Below are 21,189 nucleotides of genomic sequence, written 5' to 3' on the forward strand. Positions count from 1 at the left end.
CCGTATTCTACCCGGAGGGTCGGCTGACCTCTGACCCTCCGGTTTGGAAATCTTGCGCCTGACACCCGTTCAGGCCAGACGCTGCGTGTCCCCGCAGATCGAGATCGCTTGCCCCGAGATCGTCCGCCCGCGCTCGGACGCCAGAAACAGGCACTGATCCGCGATCTGCTCTGGCGTCACATACTCCTTGATCGAGACGTGAGAGAAGGCCTGCGCCTCGGTCTCTGCGTAGCTCTGGCCTAATCGTTGCGCCTTGGCCTCGAGAACGCGGCGTTGACGGTCACCGGCGACCAGCCCCGGCAGGATCGCATTCACCCGGACCCCGGATGGCCCCAGCTCCAACGCTAGGGACTTGGTGAACCCGACCACCCCCCATTTGGCTGCCGCGTAGGGCGTGCGCATGGCAAAGCCGACCCTTCCTGCCAGCGAGGAGAGATTGATGATCGAGCCATTCCGGCTGGCCTTCAGCGCCTCGACCGAGCAGCGCGTCGTGTTGAATTGTGACGTCAGGCACACCGCCAGCGTGTCGTCCCAGCCGTCCGGCGGCATGTCCTCCACGGCCGCCGTCGGACCTGCGGTCCCGGCATTGTTGACCAGACAATCAAGCCCGCCCATCGCGGCTATGCTCTCGTCCATGAAGCGCGCGACCGCCGTCCGATCCGACACATCGACCCGCGCACTTTCCATGCCGACAACGCCTGCAAGCGCGGCCTCGTCGATATCGCAGATGATAACCCGTGCGCCTTCCGCTCGGAAGCCTTCCGCTATCGCCCGCCCAATGCCAGAAGCGCCCGCTGTTACGATCACCCGGTGGCCGTTTAGTCCCAAATCCATACCTGCGCCCTTCCCTGACTTGCCGTGATCGGACACTATCACCGCAAAGGAGCATTGCGATGTCCAATCCCGTCATCATCACAGCCGCGATCACCGGCGCGATCCACACCCCGTCCATGTCAAAAGCCCTGCCCGTGCGCCCGCAGGAGATCGTAGATGCAGCCGTTGAGGCTGCTGAAGCCGGTGCTGCCATCGTGCACCTCCATGCCCGCGATCCCGAAACCGGCGCGCCCGATCAAAGCCCGCAGGCCTTCGCCCCGATCCTTGGGGCCATCAAGGCGCGCTCGGATGTGGTGATCAACATCACCACAGGCGGCGCGCCGACGATGACGGTCGAAGAGCGCGTACAGCCCGCCCAGCACTGGCAACCCGAACTTGCCTCGCTGAACATGGGTTCGATGAATTTCGGCCTCTTTGGCATGCTCAACCGGTTTCCCGAGCTCACGCATCAATGGGAAGAGGACTATCTTGGCAATCATGACATCATCTTCCGCAACACTTTTCGTGACATCAGATATATTCTCGAGACTTTGAAGGACGCCGGCACGCGGTTCGAATTCGAATGCTACGACACCGCTCATCTCTACAACCTCGCGCATTTCCGCGATCAAGGGCTCGTGACGGGGCCGCTCTTTATCCAGACGGTGTTTGGCCTGCTTGGCGGGATCGGCCCGCATCCCAATGACGTTGCGCATATGAAACGCACGGCAGATCGTTTGTTCGGCGATGAGTATCGCTGGTCCGTGCTCGGCGCAGGTCGCCATCAGATGCCGCTGGCCGCCCTGTCCGCGGCGCAAGGCGGCAATATTCGCGTCGGCCTGGAGGACTCGCTTTGGCTTGAGAAGGGTGTCATGGCACCGTCCAGTGCGGCGCAGGTCGCACGTGCCCGGATGATCGTCGAAGGGGTCGGGCGCCGCATCGCGGCGCCGGATGAGGCTCGCACGATTCTTGCGCTCAAGGGCGGCGACAAGACCGCGTTTTAGATCACAGCCTTTTCCACAAACTTCTCGGCCCGGGCGATTCGCCCGTAGCCAAAGGGGCTCAGGTCCAAGGATTTATACGTTCCATAGGTAATCCACTCCGCAACGCCGCGTCCCATGGCTGGGGATTGTTGCAGCCCGTGCCCGGAGAATCCGTTCACAAAGATGAAGTTTTCCACATGGTCATGGGGTCCGATAATCGCGTTTTGGTCGAGCGTGTTGAACGCGTAATGACCCACCCAGGAATTGATCAGCTTTACGCGCTCGAAGGCAGGTACGCGGGTCGCGATGACCGGCCAGACCTTTTCTTCCCAGATCGAGTGGTCGAACAGGAAGTCCTCGTAGCCCACGGCCGTATCATGGTCAGGCGGGCATCCAGCCAAATAGTAGCGCCCATCGGAACGCATATGGACACCCGAGGGGTCAATCGTCAGCGGCAGGTCGCGATCCAGCGGCTCCGCGGCGTCAAAGATGAAAGTGTAGCGCTTACGCGGCTCGACAGGGATATCGATCTTGGCCATCGCCGCCGTCTGCGCGGCGCGAGGGCCCGCGCAATTGACGAAGGTGCCACAGGAAATTACCTCACCAGACGCAAGCCGCACCGCGTCGACGCGCCGACCATCCGGCGCGAGGTCAACCCCGACAACCTCGTCATGGAGAAATTCCACCCCAGCCGCGCGCGACGCCTTGCGCCACCAGTCAAAGATCGTTCCGCCGTCGAAATAGCCCTCGTCCACTTGGTTATGATTGGCACCAAGAATGCCATCAAGATTGTAGAATGGATAGGCCTGCGCAATCTCTTCCGGGCTGAGATGCTTGGTTCCCGCGCCAAGCCGCGTCTGTACGAGCTGGGACGTGCGCAAGGTCTCGTTGAATTCGGGCGTGTCGGCCAGATACATATATCCGTAGCTTTGCAGAAGGATGTCGGGCGCCTCATTATCCTGCATGAACTCGCGAAAATTCTTGATGAACTCCGCGCCAAACTGGGAAACCCGGATATTTACCTCGGCCGAGAATTGCTGCCGAATGCAGCTGTTGGTGTGCGAGGTTGAGGCGAACTCATAGGTCGGATCGCGCTCGACCACCAAGATCGTTCCGCCGAAATCTCGATTGCGCGACAGCCACCACGCGACAGAAGAGCCGTACATCGCACCACCAACGATGACGACATCGTAGCTTTTGTGTTCCGGTGCTGGCATCGATCTGACCCTTCGACTAGCTCACGCAAAACCAGATACGAGAGGGCTTCACGATGCAAGTCTTGTCGGGCGAATTCAGGCGAGTGGCCCGCCTGCTGTCTTGAGACGCAAGGCATTTGTCACCACGAAGACGCTGGACAAAGCCATCGCCCCGGCCGCCAACATCGGCGACAACAGCAAGCCCGCGAAGGGGTAGAGAACACCGGCCGCAACCGGTATCAGCAGCACATTGTAGATGAACGCCCAAAACAGGTTTTGCCGAATATTGCGCATTGTGCGGCGCGAGACCTCAAGCGCCTTGGACACACCGGCGAGGTTGCCGGACATCAGCACCACATCAGCCGTCTCCATCGCCACATCTGTACCGGTGCCCATGGCGATGCCCACATCCGCGCGCGCCAAGGCGGGGGCGTCATTGATCCCGTCGCCCACAAAGGCGACGCCGTCGCCCAGATCGCGGATCGCGGCCGCCTTCTGGTCCGGCATCACACCCGCGATGACATCGTCCAACCCGATTTGGCGCGCTACAGCGCGCGCCGTGGCCTCGGCGTCCCCAGTGATCATCACCGTGCGGAAGCCCTTGGCATGCAGACCCGAAATCGTGTCGCGCGCATTATCCTTGATCCGGTCTGCTATCCCGAAAGCTGCCCTGATCTCCCCATCGAGCGACAGGTAAACAACCGTCTGGCCCATTTCGGTGAGGCGCGCTGTCTCTTCCGCGAATGGCGTCTTTGCATTCAGAAAACCTGCGGACCCGATCTCTACCTTTCGGCCTTCGACAATTCCGACAGCACCCTTTCCGGCTGTCGCGTGGAAATCCCGCGCATCGCGCAGTTTCAATCCGCGCTGACCTGCGGCCCTTGCAATCGCCGCGGCGAGCGGGTGTTCCGAATACTGCTCGACCGCTGCTGCAAGAGCGAGAAGTTCGTCCTCGTCTTCGCCTTTCCCCGTGACTATGTCCAAAAGCTCTGGCTGGCCTTCCGTCAACGTACCCGTCTTGTCGAAGGCGATGACCTTGGCATCGGACAATCTTTGCAGGGCATCACCCTTGCGAAACAGAACGCCCTCTTCCGCCGCGCGCCCGGTTCCGACCATCACCGAAGTCGGCGTCGCAAGGCCCATCGCGCAGGGGCACGCCACGATCAACACCGACACGCCGGCCACAAGCGCCAGTCCAAACTGCGCCCCGAACGCCAGCCAAATCAGAACCGTGGCGCTGGCAATCACCAAGACCACCGGTACGAACCACCGTACAACTTGATCGACAAGCGCCTGGATCGGAAGCTTCGCCCCCTGCGCTTCGCGGACCATGCGCACAATTCCGGACAGGACCGTGTCCTGGCCCACCGCGGTCGCTTCAAACTCGACCATGCCAGTTCCGTTCACCGTCCCGGCCACGACATGGTCCCCAGACGATTTTGCGATCGCGGTCGGCTCGCCCGTGATCATGCTTTCGTCCACAAAACTCTCGCCTGCCCTGACGGTGCCATCAACGGGGACTTGCTCGCCGGGCCTCAGGCGGATGCGGTCGCCGACCCGAACCTCGGAGAGTGGCAGGACAGCCCACTCTTCATTGCGTTGAACCATCGCCTCCTTAGGGGTCAACCGCAGCAGCCGCGCGACTGCGGCCCCGGTGCGTCCTTTTGCGCCCACCTCCAGCAATCGGCCCAGAAGAATGAGGGTAACAATGACCCCTGCGGCCTCCAGATAAACCTTCTGCGCACCATCCGGCAGCGCCGCCGGAAGGAAAATCGCGACACTGGAATAGGCCCAGGCTGCCGTGGTTCCGATTGCGACCAAAGCATTCATATCGGGCGCGGCGTGAACCAGCGACCGCGCGCCCGCGATCCAGAACCTTCGCCCCGGCCATGCCATCACGGCCGTAATCATCACCCACTGGATGATCCAGAGTGTGGCCATTCCAATCGTTGCATCCAGAGCTGCAGCAACCCCCGGCACAAAATGGCTGCCCATCTCGACCAAGAAGACCGGAAGTGTCAGGAACGCCGCAATGGCTGTGTCCCGGCGCAATGCTTCGTACTCTACGTCGCGGGCCTGATCCGGATCGTCCTGCGGCGAAAGAAGCTCCGCCCCATAACCCGCACCTTCCACGACGCCAACGATGTCCTGAACGGCCAATAGATCCGCGTCCCATGTAACGGTCGCTGTATCGGTCGCAAGGTTAACGGACGATTGGACTATCTTCGGTTCGGCCGCAAATGCCCGCTCAACACGCCCCGCGCAGGCCGCGCAGGACAGACCTTTCAGAGCAAAAGTTTCGGTCGCGAGTTCCATGTCAAAGCTGCCATTTCAGCAAAAATCCGTAAAATTCGAGATGTATATAAGCATCGGAACGTTCAAGGAAAACAAGCGCAATGATGCTTTTCGTTGCTCGCGGACTTCGTGATTGAGCCGCGCTAGAGCTGCCGGATTTACGGGATGTAAAGCATTGAGTCCGATGAATTCGCCTTATGCACGTCGGAGAGTCCTTCAGATCAGGCCGGAACTGGCTCAGCGATTTCATCCCGGCAACGGGGATGAAAGGCGTGCATTGGGTCGTTGTTCTCCTCTCCCTGGTGATGACGCTGATCGCATGGCAAATCGCCGAACAACAGGTCGAAAAGCAGATCAGGCAACGGTTTGAAAGCTCGCTGGATCGGACCGTGGGCCTGATCGAAGATCGGATGAACAAGTATGAGGATGCTCTTTGGGCCGGTGTTTCAGCCGTCGAGTCCCATGGAGGCGACATGACGCTGAAGCAATGGCGCATCTTTTCTCAAAATCTTAGAATTGAAGAGAGATACCCGGGCATCAACGGGATTGGGGTGATCCACTTCCTCGATGGGGCCAACGATCAAGAGTATCTGCGCACGCGAAGGGCTGAACGGGCCGACTTCGTCATCCATCCGCAACACGACCAAGCCGTAAGCATGCCGATTTCCTTTATCGAACCGCAGGCCAGCAACGCGGCGGCAGTCGGCCTGGACGTCGCCCATGAGGAAAACCGCAGAACAGCTGCTCTTGCGAGCCGCGACACCGGCAAAGCCCAGATCACCGGACCGATCGTGTTGGTACAGGACGAGGGAGCCACACCCGGATTTCTCTTCTATGCGCCATTTTTTGCAGGTGGTCCGCAACCGGATGTCACTTCACGGCGTGAGAATTTCCTCGGCGCGGTCTACGCGCCTTTTGTTGTTCGCAAGTTGCTGGATGGATTGCTGTCCCAAGAGCTCAGACAGATAAACCTGTCGATCTCTGACGATGGCGAGACGATCTATGATGAGCACCTCGCAGACGATCCACTCTATGACCCGGACCCGCTATTTACGCGGGAAATCAAGCTGCCACTCTACGGCAGAGAGTGGCAATTGGACGTGCGAACAAACCTTGCCTTTCGGCAAGGCAACTCTGTGTCACAGCCGATTCTGATCCTCATCGGCGGCCTGATCATCGAAGCCTTGCTGATCTCGATTTTCCTGATGCTGTCCCGCGCGCACAAATCCGCGATCAAGTACGCGGACCGCGTGACGGAAGAGTTACGGCAGAAGACCGAAACACTCGAGCGGACCAATTCCGAGCTTCAGCAGTTCGCCTATGCGGCGTCACACGACCTGAAGACACCAATTCGTGGCATCGGCGGGCTGACCGGACTGCTTCGGGAAGATCTCAAGGAATACATGTCATCGAAAGATGCAAACCCGGACGTCGCAATGGGCCTGGAGCTTATCGAGGAGCGGGTGCGCCGAATGCAGAACCTCACGTCCGGAATTCTTGAGTTCTCTCGGTCCGGGTGCGCGCAAGCTGACGAGCCTCCACTTGACCTTCGCAAGTTCGTAACGGACCTGCGATCAGATCTCGACCTGCCTTCAGACGCGCTCGACCTTAACGGATCGGTCGATCAGATTTCTGTCGCGCCAAGTTCATGTCGCCGCGTACTGGAAAACCTGGTGACCAACGCGATCAAACATCACGACAACAAACGTCCCATCAAGGTGATCCTGACAGCGACAGAGTCGGGTGACTGGATGGAGATTGCCGTCAGCGACAATGGGCCCGGCATCGACGAAGCCTACCACGCCAAGGTTTTCGAAATGTTCCAGACCCTGCGCATGAGCTCTGCGGCAGAAAGTACCGGTCTTGGCCTCGCTATTGTCAAGAAAGCCGTTGTGCAGAACGGGGGACACGTCTGGGTCGAGTCAGAACCGGGTAAGGGAGCTACTTTCAGGTTTCTTTGGCCGATCGAAACTTCGTCGCCGAATGAACTACCGTGCGAGCAAGCCGCATGAGGGGAAAGCAGATGAATATACTTCTTGTCGAAGACAATGACATCGACGTCATTCTGTTTAGGCGCGCGCTGAAGGGCTCGGGCCACGAAAACGCACTCGTCCGCGCCCATGACGGGCTGGAGGCGCTGGACATTCTGAAAGAACGGCATTGCGAGACGAAGATTGAGGACCCATTCGTCATTCTTTTGGACATCAATATGCCGCGCATGAACGGCCATGATTTCCTTGAAGCGCTCCGACATGAGGAAGGCCTGCGCAAATCACGCGTCGTGGTAATTACGACCTCTGACGATCCGCGAGATATTGATCGTGCCTACGAAAGACAGGCTTGCGGCTACGTCGTCAAACCGGTTGGAACTTCTGAAATGCGCGAAACCATCGACACGCTTAATCGCTTCTGGGACATCTGCGAGGCTCCAAAAACCTCGGGCGACAGAAGCTTGGACCGCATCTAATTGGCCAATACGCGCTCGGCGACGTCTTGCAACAGAAAATCCAATTCGACATCACCCCCCATTTTCGACAGGCGATTATCGTGAAGTATGAAAGACAGGCCATGCACAAAACTCCAAAGCATAAAACCGCGGCGGCGCACCTCATCGGTAATGGACTTCTCATCCAGACATAACGCGACTTCTCGCAAAACAATTCCGAAAGTCTGCTCCCCGGCTTGCTGCAGCCGCTCGTCATCGAGCCCGTCGGTGAATCCGCCAAATTTCAACCGAAAGACCCCCGGCTCTTCCAGCGCGAAATTCACATATTCAGAGCCCAACGCCTTGATGCGTTGCGGCGACTTGGCGGGTATCTCTGCAAGCGAGGCTTCCATGTTCTCGCGGTGCCGCGCCATCCCCTCAAGAACGACGGCAACCAGCATATCTGTCTTGCTTTTGAAGTGCTTGTACGGCGCGGCGGTGGACACGCCCGCCAAGCGGCATGCATCCGAGACTGAGAACCCGTCGGGCCCCTTTTCTTCGACCAAGCGGCGCGTCGCTTCGATCAGGCCCGCGCGCAGATCACCATGGTGATATCCCGATTTCGCAAGGCCGCTCTCAGGCTCGGAAGTCGTCTTCAAGGATTGCGTTTTTGTTGGCTCTTTCATGATCCAATCCATCGCAGAACCCGTAGCACTTGTCAAAGTAAGCACTTCTAACTTATGTTAGCGCGACTAACTTGCAAAGGATTCGGCCATGTCTGATCGCAAACCCCATTCCGATGCCCCCGAAAAGCCGGGACGCTTTCGCCGCGCAATTCGACGTGTCGGGCGTGTGGGCCTCACCCTCGCGATCCTTGCGGGCGCAGCTGTAAGTGTTCAATTTGGAGCGACTGAGCTAACGCGTCGCGCCGACGCCGCGCCATCACCTGACCCGGCACCAATCATCCCGGTTTCAGCGACGCCGCTGGATCGAAAGAACGGATACGACGTCACCCGTGCATTCGTCGGACAGATCGAGCCGAACAAAACCGTATCCATCTCATTCGAGCTTCCCGGTCAGTTAGACGAAGTTCTGGTAGACGAAGGAGCGCAGGTCGCTGCGGGGCAAACGCTCGCACGCCAAGACTTGTCGCTTTTACAGGCGGAACGCGGCCAGCTTGAAGCGTCGCGATCCGCGACGAAGGCTCAATTGAAGTTCGCAATTCAGACGACCGAACGCCGGGCGGAGCTGAACAAACGCGGCTTCACCAGTCAGGAAGGCGTCGACGAAGCCGTCGCTCGGCAAGATGAGCTTCGGTCGCGCATTGCCGAGATCGAGGCGGGATTGCGCAACATCGATATCCGGATCGGAAAGTCCGAACTGCGGGCGCCATTTGATGGCCGCGTCACCCAGCGTTTTGTGGATGGCGGCGAGACCCTTGGCGCGGGTCAGCCCCTGATGAGTCTGGTTAAGCTCTCACATCCGCAGGTGCGTTTCGGCGTTTCGCTGGATGTGGCTGAGGCCGACCTGCGCGAGGCGCTGATAAAGATTAATGGAGAAGAGCTGACCGCGAGGTTGGTCACTTTGCGTCCCGACATTGACCCTGTCACCCGGACGCGCACCGCAATTTTCGAAACCCAAGCAACCAGTGCCGCCTTCGGTCAAACGGCCATGCTGATCCTGCGCCAGAAGGTTCCAGCGGACGGGGTCTGGGTGCCGATCACCAGTCTCAAGGAGGGCGTGCGCGGTCAATGGACCGTTATGGCGCTTGATGACGAAAACACGGTTCGCGCCGCGGTCGTAGAAGTGCTGCATGCCGAAAGTACGCGCGTCTATGTGCGCACAGGCCTGCCAGACGGTGCGCTTCTGATTGATGAAGGTCCGCAGCGGGTGACCGTTGGCCAGCGGGTCCAACCGACCCGGTCGATGTAGGAGCGGCGCGATGGAAACCCTGACCTTCCGCCAACCGCGCCTTGTGGCGTTGACCATCCTTGTGTTGGTCTCAGCAGGCCTTTCGTCCTTCCTGTCGCTGGGACGGCAAGAAGACCCCACCATCACCAATCTATTTGCGACTGTAACCACGCAGTTCCCAGGCGCCGATCCCGAACGGGTCGAGGCGTTGGTCACTGCAGAAATCGAAGATGAACTGCGCTCTATCGCGGAAATCGACACTGTCTTCTCGGTGTCCCGATCGGGCGTCTCGGTGGTGTCTGTCGAGCTGTTGGAAACCCTTGACGCGGCCTTGATCGAGCAGGTCTGGGCAGAAGCGCGCGATGCCGTGGAGGACGCTCGACGCAACTTTCCCCCAGGCGTTCTGGCACCGGAATTCAACGCCGAAGGCATCTCGGCCTATTCCGCGGTCATTTCGGTTACCGGCCTCGATGAAGGGACGCCGGTCACAGTCCTGTCGCGCCATGCCGAAGCCTTGGGCGATCGCTTGCGCGCGATCCCCTCCACCCGGGCCGTCGACTTTTTCGGAGTGCCCGAAGAGGAAGTTCTGGTCAGCGTCGACCCGACCAAGGCCGCCGCGCTCGGGCTAACCGCAGCCGAGATATCAAACCGAATTGCAAAGGCCGATGGCAAGGTTCAGTCGGGACGGCTTCAGGGCGATGTCGATCTGACGATTTCCGTCACCGGCGAGATCGAGACGCTCGACAGATTGCGGCAGGTGGTTCTGCGCGAAAATGACCAGGGTGCGACCGTGACGCTTGGCGACATCGCGACCATCGATCGTGGACCGCGCAGCCCCGTATCCGAATACGCAATTGCAAACGGAAAGCCCGCGATCCTGGTTGGTGTCCTGGCCCAAGATAACGTGCAGATCGATCGCTGGATGGGCTTCCTGCGTAACGAGCTTGACGCGGGCGCCAGCCAAGTACCGCTTGGCATCGAAGAGACGCTCCTCTTCGATCAAAGCACCTACACACTGGACCGGCTTGCCGATGTCGGAACGAACATGGCGATTGGCGTTGGCCTCGTCGTTGCGGTTCTTCTCATCACGTTGGGCGTTCGCGCAGCGATGATCGTGGCGCTGGTCTTACCGGTCGTGTCTCTTGCCACCTTGGCCACGATGAATTTCATCGGCTTGCCGATCCACCAGATGTCGGTCACCGGATTGATCGTGGCGCTTGGTTTGCTTGTCGACGCGGCGATCGTGATGACCGACGAGGTGCGCAGGCGCTTGCAGGACGGGATGGCGCGCAAGGATGCGGTCGGCGACGCGGTACGCAGGCTTGCGGCGCCGCTGCTGGCTTCAACCGTCACGACGGCGCTGGCGTTCACACCAATGATCCTGTTGCCGGGGCCTGCGGGAGATTTCGTAGGATCCATCGCAATCGCAGTGGTATTGATGCTTATCTGGTCGCTAGTAGTCGCCCTGACAGTCACGCCCGCGCTGGCCGGTTGGATTCTTCCGGAGGCTGACAAAGGCACGGCGCTGAGCCGTGGCATATCTATGCCCGCCCTCGCGCGCGTGTTCGAAGGATCAATCCGCCTTGCCGTCAACAACCCGATCCGCGCAATCGCCGTGTCACTGATCCTGCCGGTTCTGGGGTTCGCCGCGTTTCCCACACTGACGGCGCAATTTTTTCCGGGTGTGGAGCGCGACCAGTTCTATATCGAGATCGACATGGCATCTGGCTCTGCCCTCAGCCAAACCGCACAAACCGTCGCCGAAATGGACGACGTTATCCGCGCCGATGCCGGTGTCGAAAGCGTATACTGGACCGTTGGCCAATCCGGGCCCGCCTTCTACTACAACATCGTCGGCAATCGCGCGCAGGAGCCCGGCTTCGCGCAGGCGATGGTGACAACGGTCACGAACGAAGACGCAGATCGACTTGTACGCAATCTGCAGGCCCGCTTCGACGCGGCGTTCCCCGATGCGCAAGTGATCGTGCGCGGTCTTGTGCAGGGCCCGCCCGTCGACGCCCCGGTCGAAATTTCCATCAAGGGGCAGGATATTTCGACGCTGCGCCTGCTGGGAGACGAGGTGCGCGCGATCATGGCGGATCTGGACGTAGTGACCCAGGCAAGGGCTGGCGTGAACGGTGGTGCGCCGCAGGTGCGCTTCCAGATCGACGAGGTGAAGGCCCGGCTGCTTGGTCTCGACGTGACCGACATCGCCGCGCAACTCAACACGGCGCTGGTTGGTCTGACCGGAGGCTCGCTCGTCGAAGGGACTGAACAATTGCCCGTGCGCGTGCGATTGGGCAACGGCCTGAACAGCGACCTGCAGGCGATCGCCGACATGCCGATCTTGCTGCCGAACGCCGCGCAGGTCTCTGCCACGGGGGCATTTCCCGCAGTACCATTGTCGGAATTGGCCAGCCTCATCGTCGAGCCTTCCGAAAGCGTCATCACCCGCACCGATGGGTTGCGCGAGAACACGGTTCAGGCGTTCATCGTCCCCGGCGTCCTGCCGGAAGAGGCGTTGCAAGAGGTGCTCACCGCACTCGACGCGCGCGGCTTTGCGCTGCCGTCGGGCTATACGCTCGAGCTTGGTGGCGACAGCGACGCGCGCTCCAATACGGTCGGAAATCTTCTGGCCTCTGTTGGTCTGATCGTCACGCTGACCATCGCCACGATCGCGCTAACCTTCAATTCCTTCCGCCTCACCGGGATCGCCCTTGTGGTTTGCGTTTTGTCCGCAGGGCTGTCGATGCTGTCGCTCGCGATCATGCAATACCCGTTTGGGATCAATGCGATCATCGGGGTCATTGGGTCCATCGGTGTGTCGATCAACGCCGCGATTATTATCCTGACAGGCTTGCAACAGGACCCGCAGGCAGCATCAGGCGACCGCGCCGCAATGGCGCGTGTGGTCACCGGGTCGAGCCGACACATCATATCGACCACGATCACGACCTTCGGCGGTTTCCTTCCCCTGATCCTTGAAGGGGGGGCATTCTGGCCTCCGTTCGCGGTCGCGATTGCGGGGGGTGTGCTGCTTTCGACCGTCGTGTCCTTCTACTTCACTCCGCCGCTCTATGCCTTGGTGTATCGCCGGCAAAAACGCGACGCCCGTGAAACGGCACCCGACTACCCTGCGCCCGTTGTTCTGGATCTTGCGGCAGAATAATGCCGACGGAATAGGCAACTGACGTAAGGTCCCGGAAGGCCAGCGCTCCCCTCGCTGGCCTTCCCCCTTGCCAGACCCGAATTTCTGCGCTTCGCTGGTCGGACGTTCCCGCGCGATCGGCCTGTATTTTTCGGCCAGTTCTGATGTGCCATGCGGCAAGACTGCCGTCGGCATTTCATGCAGTTGTTACGCGCAACCACATAAAATCAAAGAGCCCGCACGTATGTGACGCGGGCAGTTTTCAGGAGGATACGGATGTCTCTCATTATCACTGGCGTATTGGATGGTCCGCTGCCCGGCGGGCTGCCGAAAGCGATCGAGATTCTGGTTGCCGCGGATGTAAGCGATCTATCGGTCTTCGGCGTCGGCGCCGCGAACAACGGCGGCGGCACGGACGGGCAGGAATTCACCTTCCCCGCGCAAGCCGCGGCCGCGGGCACCTATCTCTACATTGGCACCGAGAGCGACGCGTTTGAAAGCTTCCTCGGGTTCGCGCCCGACTTCACCTCGAGCGTGGCGTCAATCAATGGCGACGATGCCATCGAGCTGTTCGAGAACGGCACCGTGATCGACACGTTTGGCGAGATTAGTGTGGATGGCACTGGGCAGCCGTGGGAGTATCTCGACGGCTGGGCCTCTCGCAATCCCGGCACGACAGCGAGCCCGACATTCGATATCAGCCAATGGACATTCTCGGGACCAAACGCGCTTGATGGCGCAACCACGAATTCCGCCGCCACAACGCCCTTCCCGGCCGGTGGGCCTGTGACACCTCCGCCCGGCGCGCAGTTTGTCATTAACGAGGTGGATGCGGATCAAGCCAGCACCGACAGCGCGGAATTCATCGAGATTTACGACGGGGGCGTCGGCAATGCATCATTGGACGGGCTGAGCCTTGTGTTGTTCAACGGCAATGGCGACGCGTCCTATGACGCGATCTCGCTCGACGGCTTCTCCACAGATGAAAACGGGTATTTCGTCGTAGGCTCCGCAAATGTGCCCAATGTCGACCTGATCGAATTCACGACCAATGGGCTACAAAATGGCGCCGACGCCGTGGCGCTCTACAGCGGACCGCCCCCCGCGAACGGAACGCCAGCGACCACCGAAAATCTGATCGATGCCGTCGTCTATGACACGAATGAAGCCGATGACACAGGCCTGCTCGCGGCGCTCGGCCTGACCGAGCAATTCAACGAAGACGCCAACGGTGACAGCGAAACCCAATCTGTCGCGCGCCTGCCGGATGGGTCCGGCGAATTTGTCGTTCAAACCGCCACCCCCGGCGAAAGCAACGAGATCGCGCCGCCTGCCGAGATCACGCTCATCAGCGAAATTCAGGGCGAGGCGACGACTTCTAATCTGGCAGAGATCGGCGAAGACGATCTGAGCCCCCTGATAGGCCAAGTCGTCACCGTTCGGGCCATTGTTACCGCCGATTTCCAGGACGGTCTGCTGGGCAGTCAGGGCGATCTCAACGGATTTTACATCCAGGAAGAAGAAATCGACTACGATTTCAACGATCTCACCTCCGAAGGCATTTTCATTTTCGATGGCAGCAACCCCGATATCGATGTCGGAATTGGCGACCTCGTGGAAATCACCGGCACCGTGTCCGAATTCCGCGGGCAGACACAGATCTCTGCAGATGTCGTCGCGGTTCTTGAAACTGACCAGATGCTACCGACGGCCGTGGATGTCGAATTCCCGACCGCCACCGTGCTTCAGGATGACGACGGCAACTACGTCGCCAATCTCGAAGCCTATGAGGGCATGTTGGTGAATATCGAGCAGGACATGACCGTGTCCGAGCTGTTCAACCTTGATCGCTTCGGCCAGTACAACGTGACGTCCGATGGCCGCCCGGTCCAGTTCACACAAGACAATGCGCCAGATGTCGCCGCGTTCGAGCAGCATTTGCAGGAGACCGCCGCGCGCACGCTCGTGCTCGATGATGGCCTGTCCAGTCAGAACCCGGACGAGTTGCGGATCATCGACGGCAATGACGGCGTGCTCACCGCCGAGGACAGCTTCCGCATGGGCGACACGATCTCGGAAATCTCCGGCGTCGTGGGGTTTTCCTTCGGCGAGTTTCGCATTAACGCCGCCGAAGGGGTCTACGAGCAGACGGCCCCACGCCCGCAGACAACCGAAGAATTGGGTGGCAATTTCAAGGTCGCAAGCCTGAACGTGCTGAACTATTTCACGACGATTGATGTGGAGGGCGCGCAGACGGATATTGGCCTCGACCCGCGCGGGGCAGACTCGCCTGAAGAGTTCGAGCGGCAGGCAGAGAAACTCATCAATGCAATTGTCGAGATTGATGCCGACGTGCTGGGTCTCATCGAGATCGAGAATGACTTCGCGGGCGACAGCTTCGCGATCCAGGATCTGGTCGACCGTGTGAACGCGGCGATTGGTGAAGATGTCTACGCCTTCGTTGATCCGGGCCAGGAATTCGTAGGCGGTGACGCCATTGCCAATGGCATGATCTACCGGACAGACCGGGTCGACTTGAATGGCGACATGGCGATCCTGACCGAGTTCGAAGGCCGCGACTTCATCGACCCGCTCGATGCAGGGCGAGGGCTCAATCGTGCCGCCATCGCACAGACATTCGAGGATATCGATACCGGCCAGACCATCACGATCTCGGTCAATCACCTGAAATCCAAAGGCTCGCTATCAGGTCTTGAGGTCGACGAGAATCAAGGCGACGGCCAGGGCAATAACAACGCCACCCGGACCGAGGCCGCAGATATCCTGGCGGATTGGCTCGCCAGCGATCCGACCGGACAAGGCTCCGAGAACACGCTGATCCTTGGAGATCTGAATGCCTACGCGCGGGAAGACCCGCTGACCGTACTGGCAGATGCGGGCTACACCGATCTTGCCGCCGCCACGCTGGGTGAGAATGCCTATTCCTTTGTATTCGACGGCCAGATTGGAACACTCGATTACGCCCTTGCGAACGACGCTCTCGCCGACAACGTGGTGGGCGTGACGGAGTGGCATATCAATGCCGATGAGGCCGACGCAATTGACTACAACCTCGACTTCGGACGCGACCCGACGCTCTTTGATGGCGACAGCCCGGCGCGCAACTCGGACCACGACCCTGTCATCGTCAGTTTCGAGTTCGAACCCGTGCTCAACCAGATCGCAGGCACCAATCGCCGCGATGTGTTGTTCGGCACGCAAGGCGCGGACGAGATCGATGCCAAGGGCGGCAATGATGTGGTCTTTGCCGGAGGTGGCGACGACGTAGTGCTGGGCGGACGCGGTCGCGACGTCCTGTTCGGCGGCGACGGTTCGGACGAGATCAACGGAGGTCAAGGCAACGACTTTGTCTTCGGTGGCGCGGGTGATGACCAGATCACCATGGGATCGGGACGCAACGACATCGCGTTCGGCGGCGGCGGCATGGACACGTTCATCTTTTCTGCCGCGCAGGCAGAGGATCATCGCCGCGACAAGACCGTGATCAAGGATTTCGACGTCGACCACGATGTGATCGATCTTGGCGGGGCAGAAATCGCCCATGTCCGGGACCTAGGCTTCGGTGTCCGGCTGACACTCGAAGGTGGCCGCGACCGGATCGAGCTTTGGGGCGTGCGCGACGCAGATGAGATCGTCTTCGCTGACGATATGCTGTTGGGCTAGGCCAATCGCTCCGCGCGGGTCGAATCCTGCGCGGAGCACTCCGCTAAGCGGTTGAGAAGATATCTCCGAACCGCTCGCGCAGCAGGTTCTTTTGCACCTTACCCATCGTATTGCGCGGAAGATTATCGACCGGCAGAAGTTTACGCGGATGCTTGAACCGCGCCAGTTCCGTCGTCGCAGCCTTGAGTGTTGCGTCGCAGTCCAGCTCGACACCCGGCTCCGGCACAACCACAGCCAGCACGGTCTCACCGAAATCGGCATGGGGCACACCGATCACGGCGCTCTCCAGAACGCCCGGTTGCTCATCCAGCACCAGCTCGATCTCCTTGGGATAGATATTGTAGCCGCCGGAGATGATCAGATCCTTGTTCCGCCCTACGATGTGCACGTAGCCATCCTCGTCCACGCGACCCAGATCGCCCGTGATGAAAAAGCCGTCGGCCCGAAGCTCCGCCGCCGTTTTGTCGGGCATCTGCCAGTAGCCCTTGAACACATTTGGGCCGCGCACCTCGATCTGCCCGATTTCACCATCTGGCATCGTCTCGCCACTCGCCGGATCGGTGATCTTCAGCTCGACGCCGGGCAAGGGGAAGCCCACCGTCCCGGCCCGTCGCTCGCCATCATAGGGGTTGGAGGTGTTCATGTTCGTCTCCGTCATCCCGTAGCGTTCCAGAATGCGGTGACCGGTGCGCGCTTCGAATTGTTTGTGCGTTTCCGCCAGCAGTGGCGCGCTGCCAGAGATGAACAGACGCATATGCGCGGTCAATTCCCCGTCGAACTTCGTGTCGCTCAGAAGACGTGTGTAGAAGGTGGGCACGCCCATCATCGTGGTCGCGCGTGGCATCTCCGCGATCATCGCATCAAGGTCGAATTTCGGCAGGAAGATCATCGCCGCACCGCTTAGCAGCGAGATATTTGTCGCCACGAACAGCCCGTGGGTGTGAAAGATCGGCAGGGCGTGCAACAGCACATCCTCTTCTGTAAAGCGCCAATACTCAACCAGAGTGCGCGCGTTCGACAGCAGGTTCTCCTGCGTCAGCATCGCGCCTTTCGAGCGCCCGGTGGTACCGGAGGTATATAGAAACGCGGCCAGATCATCGGCTTGCCGAGCGACGGTCTCGAATGTGTCGGGCTGCTGCGACGCGGCCTCCATCAGGCTGCCCGATCCGTCGGCGTTCAACGTATCAAGCCCTGCGCCAAGCGCCTCTGTCACAGGGGACAAGGCCTCGCGAACGCGCGCATCGCACACAACCAGACGCGCTCCGGAATTGTCGATGAAATAGCGAAGCTCTTCGGTGGTGTAGGCCGTATTGAGCGGCAGGAAAATGACGCCCGCTTGGACGCAAGCGGCGTAAAGCGCCAGCGCCTCTGGTGACTTTTCGATCTGCGCGGCAAGCCTGTCACCGGGCTTCAACCCGCGATCGACCAGAGCATGGGCTATTTGGGACGCGGTTTGAAGAAACGCCGCATGGGTCAGGGACGTGCCGTCCACCAAATGCAGGAAAGTGCTCTCCTTGCCCGCATGAATGCCGAAAAGCTGATCGTAAAGGGGATTGGTCATGGACCCGCATCCTCAAGAAAGTGTTTTTTGGCGGCCGTGCTTGCAGCCTGCACCTCGGGCGACGCCGCAATCGCGCCCGTCGTCGCGAACCCTTCGTGGTTTTGCGATACCGCGGCAAGATCATAAAGATAATTCACCATCGCACCTGCCGACTGCGCTATCCCCTTTTCTGACAGATCGGCACCCGCGTGGACCCGGTGAAGGATAGCGCCATTGCCAAGGTGGAAGTGGGCCACCGGGTCACGAGGCTTGCCGTTGGGACGCTTGACCTCAAGCAGATAATACGCAGCCAAGGCCTGTACCCGGACCGGGTCGTCGTCGATCGCAAGCCCCCGCTCCGCCGTCCAAGCGGTCAGTCCCGGGATCGGTGACAGCGTCACGAATGTCTTCAGCCCCGGCAGTTCCAACGACAAATCCGCCGCGACTTGTTTGATCAGGGAATTGCCGAACGAGATTTTCGCAAGCCCCGCCTGGCAATTGGAGATCGAGTAGAACACGGCTGTATCAGCCTCTTGCGCCACGATCCCCTCTCGGTCCTCCGACAGCAGCGTCTGGATCGAACCGGGCACACCTTGGGTCAAAGCCACCTCGACGAAGATCAGCGGCTCATCGGGCATCGCCGGGTGAAAGAACGCAAAACAGCGCCGGTCGGTCGGCTCAAGCCTGCGACGCAGATCATCCCAGCTCTGGATCGCATGCACGGCCTCATAGGCAATGATTTTCTCGAGGATATGCGCGGGGCTTTCCCAGCTGATCGGGCGCAAAACCAAGAAGCCGCGATTGAACCACGACGAAAACAGATGCTGGATATCGAGATCGAGCGCCCCCAGCGCCGGATCGTCTTCGCCCAGTCGAAGCAGGTCTGCCCGCATGTCCACCAGCGCGCCAGTCGCGTGGGGCACGCGGTTCAGACGACGCATCAGCTCTTGCCGTTTGGGCTCTGCCGCGCGGGCAAACCGCGCGTAGGTCGCGCGACCCGGGTTGGACTCGTAGTCTTCCAGCGCGGAGCGAACCGCCTCGGGATCAAAATTCATCGCGTGGGCAAGGTGGCCGAAGAATTCCCGTTTCTCATCATCGCTCATACCAGCGAACCGCTCAAGGATCAGCCGTCCCAGCCGCTGCCCGGAAATCTCGCCATCCGCGCCGACCAGCGCATCCGCAAGCTCCTGCGTGCTGCGCGCATCGTCCTCCGGTGTCCGCGCCACCCGCATCCGACGCTCGAAGACCGTCGACAGAAGATCGGCAAGCATCGTCAAATCGTTGATCCCATCACCGCATCCGGCAGCCACGTGGCGATGCCCGGGAAAATGCACAGCAAAATGATGGCAATCACCATGCAGGCCACGAATGGAAGCGAGCCGCGCAGGATCGTCTTCAGCGAGATATCCGGCGCGATGCCGTTGATCACATAGAGGTTCAGACCAACCGGGGGGGAGATCAGCCCGATCTCCATGTTGATGGTCAGAACCACCGCGAACCAGATCGGGTCAAACCCCGCCGTGGTGATGATCGGCAACAGGATGGGTGCGGCCATCAGGATCACAGCCACGGGCGGCAGGAAGAAGCCCGCGATCAGCAGGAAGATGTTCACAGCCCCCATCAGAACCCAGCGGTTTACATCCAATGTGCCGATCCATTCGGCGATGGCCTGGGTGATGAACAGCGACGACAGCATGTAGCTGAACACGCCCGCAGCGGCGATGATGAACAGGATCATCACGCTCTCTTTAGTGCTGTCGCGCAGGACGACCCAAAGGTCTTTCGGGTGCCACAGCTTGTAGATCACCATCGCAATCACGAGGCATAGCAAGGCGCCGACGGCAGCGGTCTCGGACGGGGTCGCGATGCCGCCATACATGGCATAGAGCACACCGAGGATGATCGCCACGAAGGGCAGCACGCGTGGCAGGATCTCGAACTTCTCCCGCCATGTGTAGCTGCCAGAGCTGAGCACAGCCGCATCGCCGGACCGCCACGTGGAATAGAGCGACCACGCCATGAACAAACTGACAAGCAGCAACCCGGGGAAGACGCCTGCAAGGAAAAGCCGCCCGATCGAGGTTTCCGTGGCGATGCCGTAGACGATCATCGTCACCGATGGAGGGATCAAAATGCCCAGCGTGCCGCCCGCCGCGATCGAGCCCGCCGCGACCGCATCCGGGTAGCCGCGCTTGCGCATCTCCGGAATGCCCATCTTGCCGATGGCCGCGCAGGTCGCGGGCGACGAGCCGGACATGGCCGAGAACAGCGCACAGGCCCCAAGGTTCGAGACCACCAAGCCCCCCGGCACCCGGGTCAACCAGCGCTCCAGCGCCTCATACAAGTCCGCGCCCGCTCGGGTAGACGCGATCGCGGCCCCCATGATGATGAACATCGGGATCGACAAAAGGGCGAAGTTGTCGAGCTTGCCGAACAGGATCTCGGGCATCAGCTCTAGCGAGCGCATCCCGTCGAAAATGATCAGGAAGCCCGCGGAGACGATTAGCAGTCCTAGCGCCACCGACACCCCGGAGAACAGAACGAAGATCGTCGCGAAGGCGACAATCGCGCCAAGAACAAGCGGGTCCATCAGCTCTCCTCCAAACCGAAGGGCTTATCGACGCCCGTCAGGACGGCCACGAAATCCGCAACCAGCTGCAAAAGAAGAAGTCCGAAGCCCACGGGGATCGAGAGGTACGGAATCCAAAGACGCACACCCCAGACGGTGTCGGAGCGCCAGCCGCGCTGCCACGCGAAATGCCAGTATTCGTAGCCGTAGAAGACCATCACCGCGACGATCAGGATCGAAAGCGACAGCGTGATGCAGGCCAGCCCGAACCGCGCGCGCCGCCCAAGCGCAAGAGGGATCAGGTCAACATTGACGTGGCCGCGCAGCCGCTGGACATAGGGCAGACCGATCAAGGTGGCCGCGACGACGAGGTAAATGACCATCTCCGTCTGCCACACGGTCGAGCCGTTCAGCACGAAGCGGATGAAGATCATCTGGCACGTGATACCCACGGCGATCACGATCATCGCCGCAGAGCACCACCCCGCGACGGTCGAAATCGCTGCGACCACGCGCAGGAAAACATTGTCGCCCACGCGCGCAACGGTGGCGGAGCTTTGGCCAGCCATGGCGGCCTCCTCGTCTACCTGAATGGATTTGGCCGGGGCGCAGTGGTGCCGCCCCG

At 60.3% G+C, this 21,189-nt stretch carries 14 protein-coding genes; 6 read left to right on the top strand and 8 right to left on the bottom strand.

What is annotated here, in order from left to right; all coding sequences use genetic code 11:
* Positions 1-69 precede the first annotated feature (69 nt).
* A complete protein-coding gene (locus C8N43_RS11275; protein WP_107845692.1) occupies positions 70-834 on the bottom strand; it encodes an SDR family oxidoreductase in 765 nt (254 codons plus the stop codon).
* A 59-nt stretch (positions 835-893) separates the two neighbouring features.
* On the opposite strand from C8N43_RS11275, the gene kce reads away from it, so the two are divergent.
* Complete coding sequence (gene kce / locus C8N43_RS11280) at positions 894-1,817, top strand: 3,5-dioxohexanoate:acetyl-CoA acetone transferase (RefSeq protein WP_107845693.1); 924 nt, start codon at positions 894-896, stop codon at positions 1,815-1,817.
* Here kce and C8N43_RS11285 read toward each other — a convergent pair.
* Together C8N43_RS11285 and C8N43_RS11290 are read right to left on the bottom strand one after the other, a co-directional pair.
* Positions 1,814-3,013, bottom strand: coding sequence for an NAD(P)/FAD-dependent oxidoreductase (locus C8N43_RS11285; protein WP_107845694.1), 1,200 nt, complete (start codon positions 3,011-3,013; stop codon positions 1,814-1,816). The genes kce and C8N43_RS11285 overlap by 4 nt on opposite strands.
* Positions 3,014-3,088: 75 nt before the next feature.
* Positions 3,089-5,308, bottom strand: coding sequence for a heavy metal translocating P-type ATPase (locus tag C8N43_RS11290; protein ID WP_107845695.1), 2,220 nt, complete (start codon positions 5,306-5,308; stop codon positions 3,089-3,091).
* 176 nt (positions 5,309-5,484) lie between these two features.
* On the opposite strand from C8N43_RS11290, the gene C8N43_RS11295 reads away from it, so the two are divergent.
* Complete coding sequence (locus C8N43_RS11295) at positions 5,485-7,299, top strand: CHASE domain-containing protein (protein ID WP_245912974.1); 1,815 nt, start codon at positions 5,485-5,487, stop codon at positions 7,297-7,299.
* Between the two features lie 11 nt (positions 7,300-7,310).
* Positions 7,311-7,754, top strand: coding sequence for a response regulator (locus tag C8N43_RS11300; RefSeq protein ID WP_107845696.1), 444 nt, complete (start codon positions 7,311-7,313; stop codon positions 7,752-7,754).
* Here the strand turns inward: C8N43_RS11300 and C8N43_RS11305 are convergent.
* Positions 7,751-8,371 (bottom strand): TetR/AcrR family transcriptional regulator, encoded by a 621-nt coding sequence (locus tag C8N43_RS11305; RefSeq protein ID WP_245912975.1) that lies wholly within the window; start codon positions 8,369-8,371, stop codon positions 7,751-7,753. The genes C8N43_RS11300 and C8N43_RS11305 overlap by 4 nt on opposite strands.
* A 193-nt stretch (positions 8,372-8,564) precedes the next feature.
* Between C8N43_RS11305 and C8N43_RS11310 the strand changes: the two genes are divergently transcribed.
* The 3 genes from C8N43_RS11310 (at position 8,565) to C8N43_RS11320 (ending at position 16,455) form a co-directional block, all read left to right on the top strand.
* On the top strand, positions 8,565-9,644 hold the full coding sequence (locus tag C8N43_RS11310) for an efflux RND transporter periplasmic adaptor subunit (RefSeq protein ID WP_158269968.1): 1,080 nt from the start codon (positions 8,565-8,567) through the stop codon (positions 9,642-9,644).
* A 10-nt stretch (positions 9,645-9,654) separates the two neighbouring features.
* Positions 9,655-12,792 carry an efflux RND transporter permease subunit gene (locus tag C8N43_RS11315; RefSeq protein WP_107845698.1) on the top strand — a complete coding sequence of 1,046 codons (3,138 nt, stop codon included), beginning with the start codon at positions 9,655-9,657 and terminating at the stop codon, positions 12,790-12,792.
* Between the two features lie 255 nt (positions 12,793-13,047).
* Positions 13,048-16,455 carry an ExeM/NucH family extracellular endonuclease gene (locus C8N43_RS11320; protein ID WP_107845699.1) on the top strand — a complete coding sequence of 1,136 codons (3,408 nt, stop codon included), beginning with the start codon at positions 13,048-13,050 and terminating at the stop codon, positions 16,453-16,455.
* Between the two features lie 43 nt (positions 16,456-16,498).
* Here the strand turns inward: C8N43_RS11320 and C8N43_RS11325 are convergent, their stop codons facing one another.
* The 4 genes from C8N43_RS11325 to C8N43_RS11340 are packed head-to-tail and all read right to left on the bottom strand — an operon-like array spanning position 16,499 to position 21,133.
* Complete coding sequence (locus C8N43_RS11325) at positions 16,499-18,016, bottom strand: malonate--CoA ligase (protein WP_107845700.1); 1,518 nt, start codon at positions 18,014-18,016, stop codon at positions 16,499-16,501.
* Positions 18,013-19,272, bottom strand: a complete 1,260-nt coding sequence (locus C8N43_RS11330) for a malonyl-CoA decarboxylase (RefSeq protein WP_107845701.1) — start codon at positions 19,270-19,272, stop codon at positions 18,013-18,015. Before C8N43_RS11330 ends, C8N43_RS11325 begins: the two co-directional genes overlap by 4 nt.
* Entirely contained in the window at positions 19,269-20,585 is a 1,317-nt protein-coding gene (locus C8N43_RS11335; RefSeq protein ID WP_107845702.1) for a TRAP transporter large permease, read from the bottom strand. The genes C8N43_RS11330 and C8N43_RS11335 overlap by 4 nt, the downstream gene beginning before the upstream one ends.
* Positions 20,585-21,133, bottom strand: coding sequence for a TRAP transporter small permease (locus tag C8N43_RS11340; protein ID WP_107845703.1), 549 nt, complete (start codon positions 21,131-21,133; stop codon positions 20,585-20,587). The genes C8N43_RS11335 and C8N43_RS11340 overlap by 1 nt, the downstream gene beginning before the upstream one ends.
* Between the last annotated feature and the right edge of the window lie 56 nt (positions 21,134-21,189).

Source organism: Litoreibacter ponti (assembly GCF_003054285.1).
Classification (GTDB): Bacteria; Pseudomonadota; Alphaproteobacteria; order Rhodobacterales; family Rhodobacteraceae; genus Litoreibacter; species Litoreibacter ponti.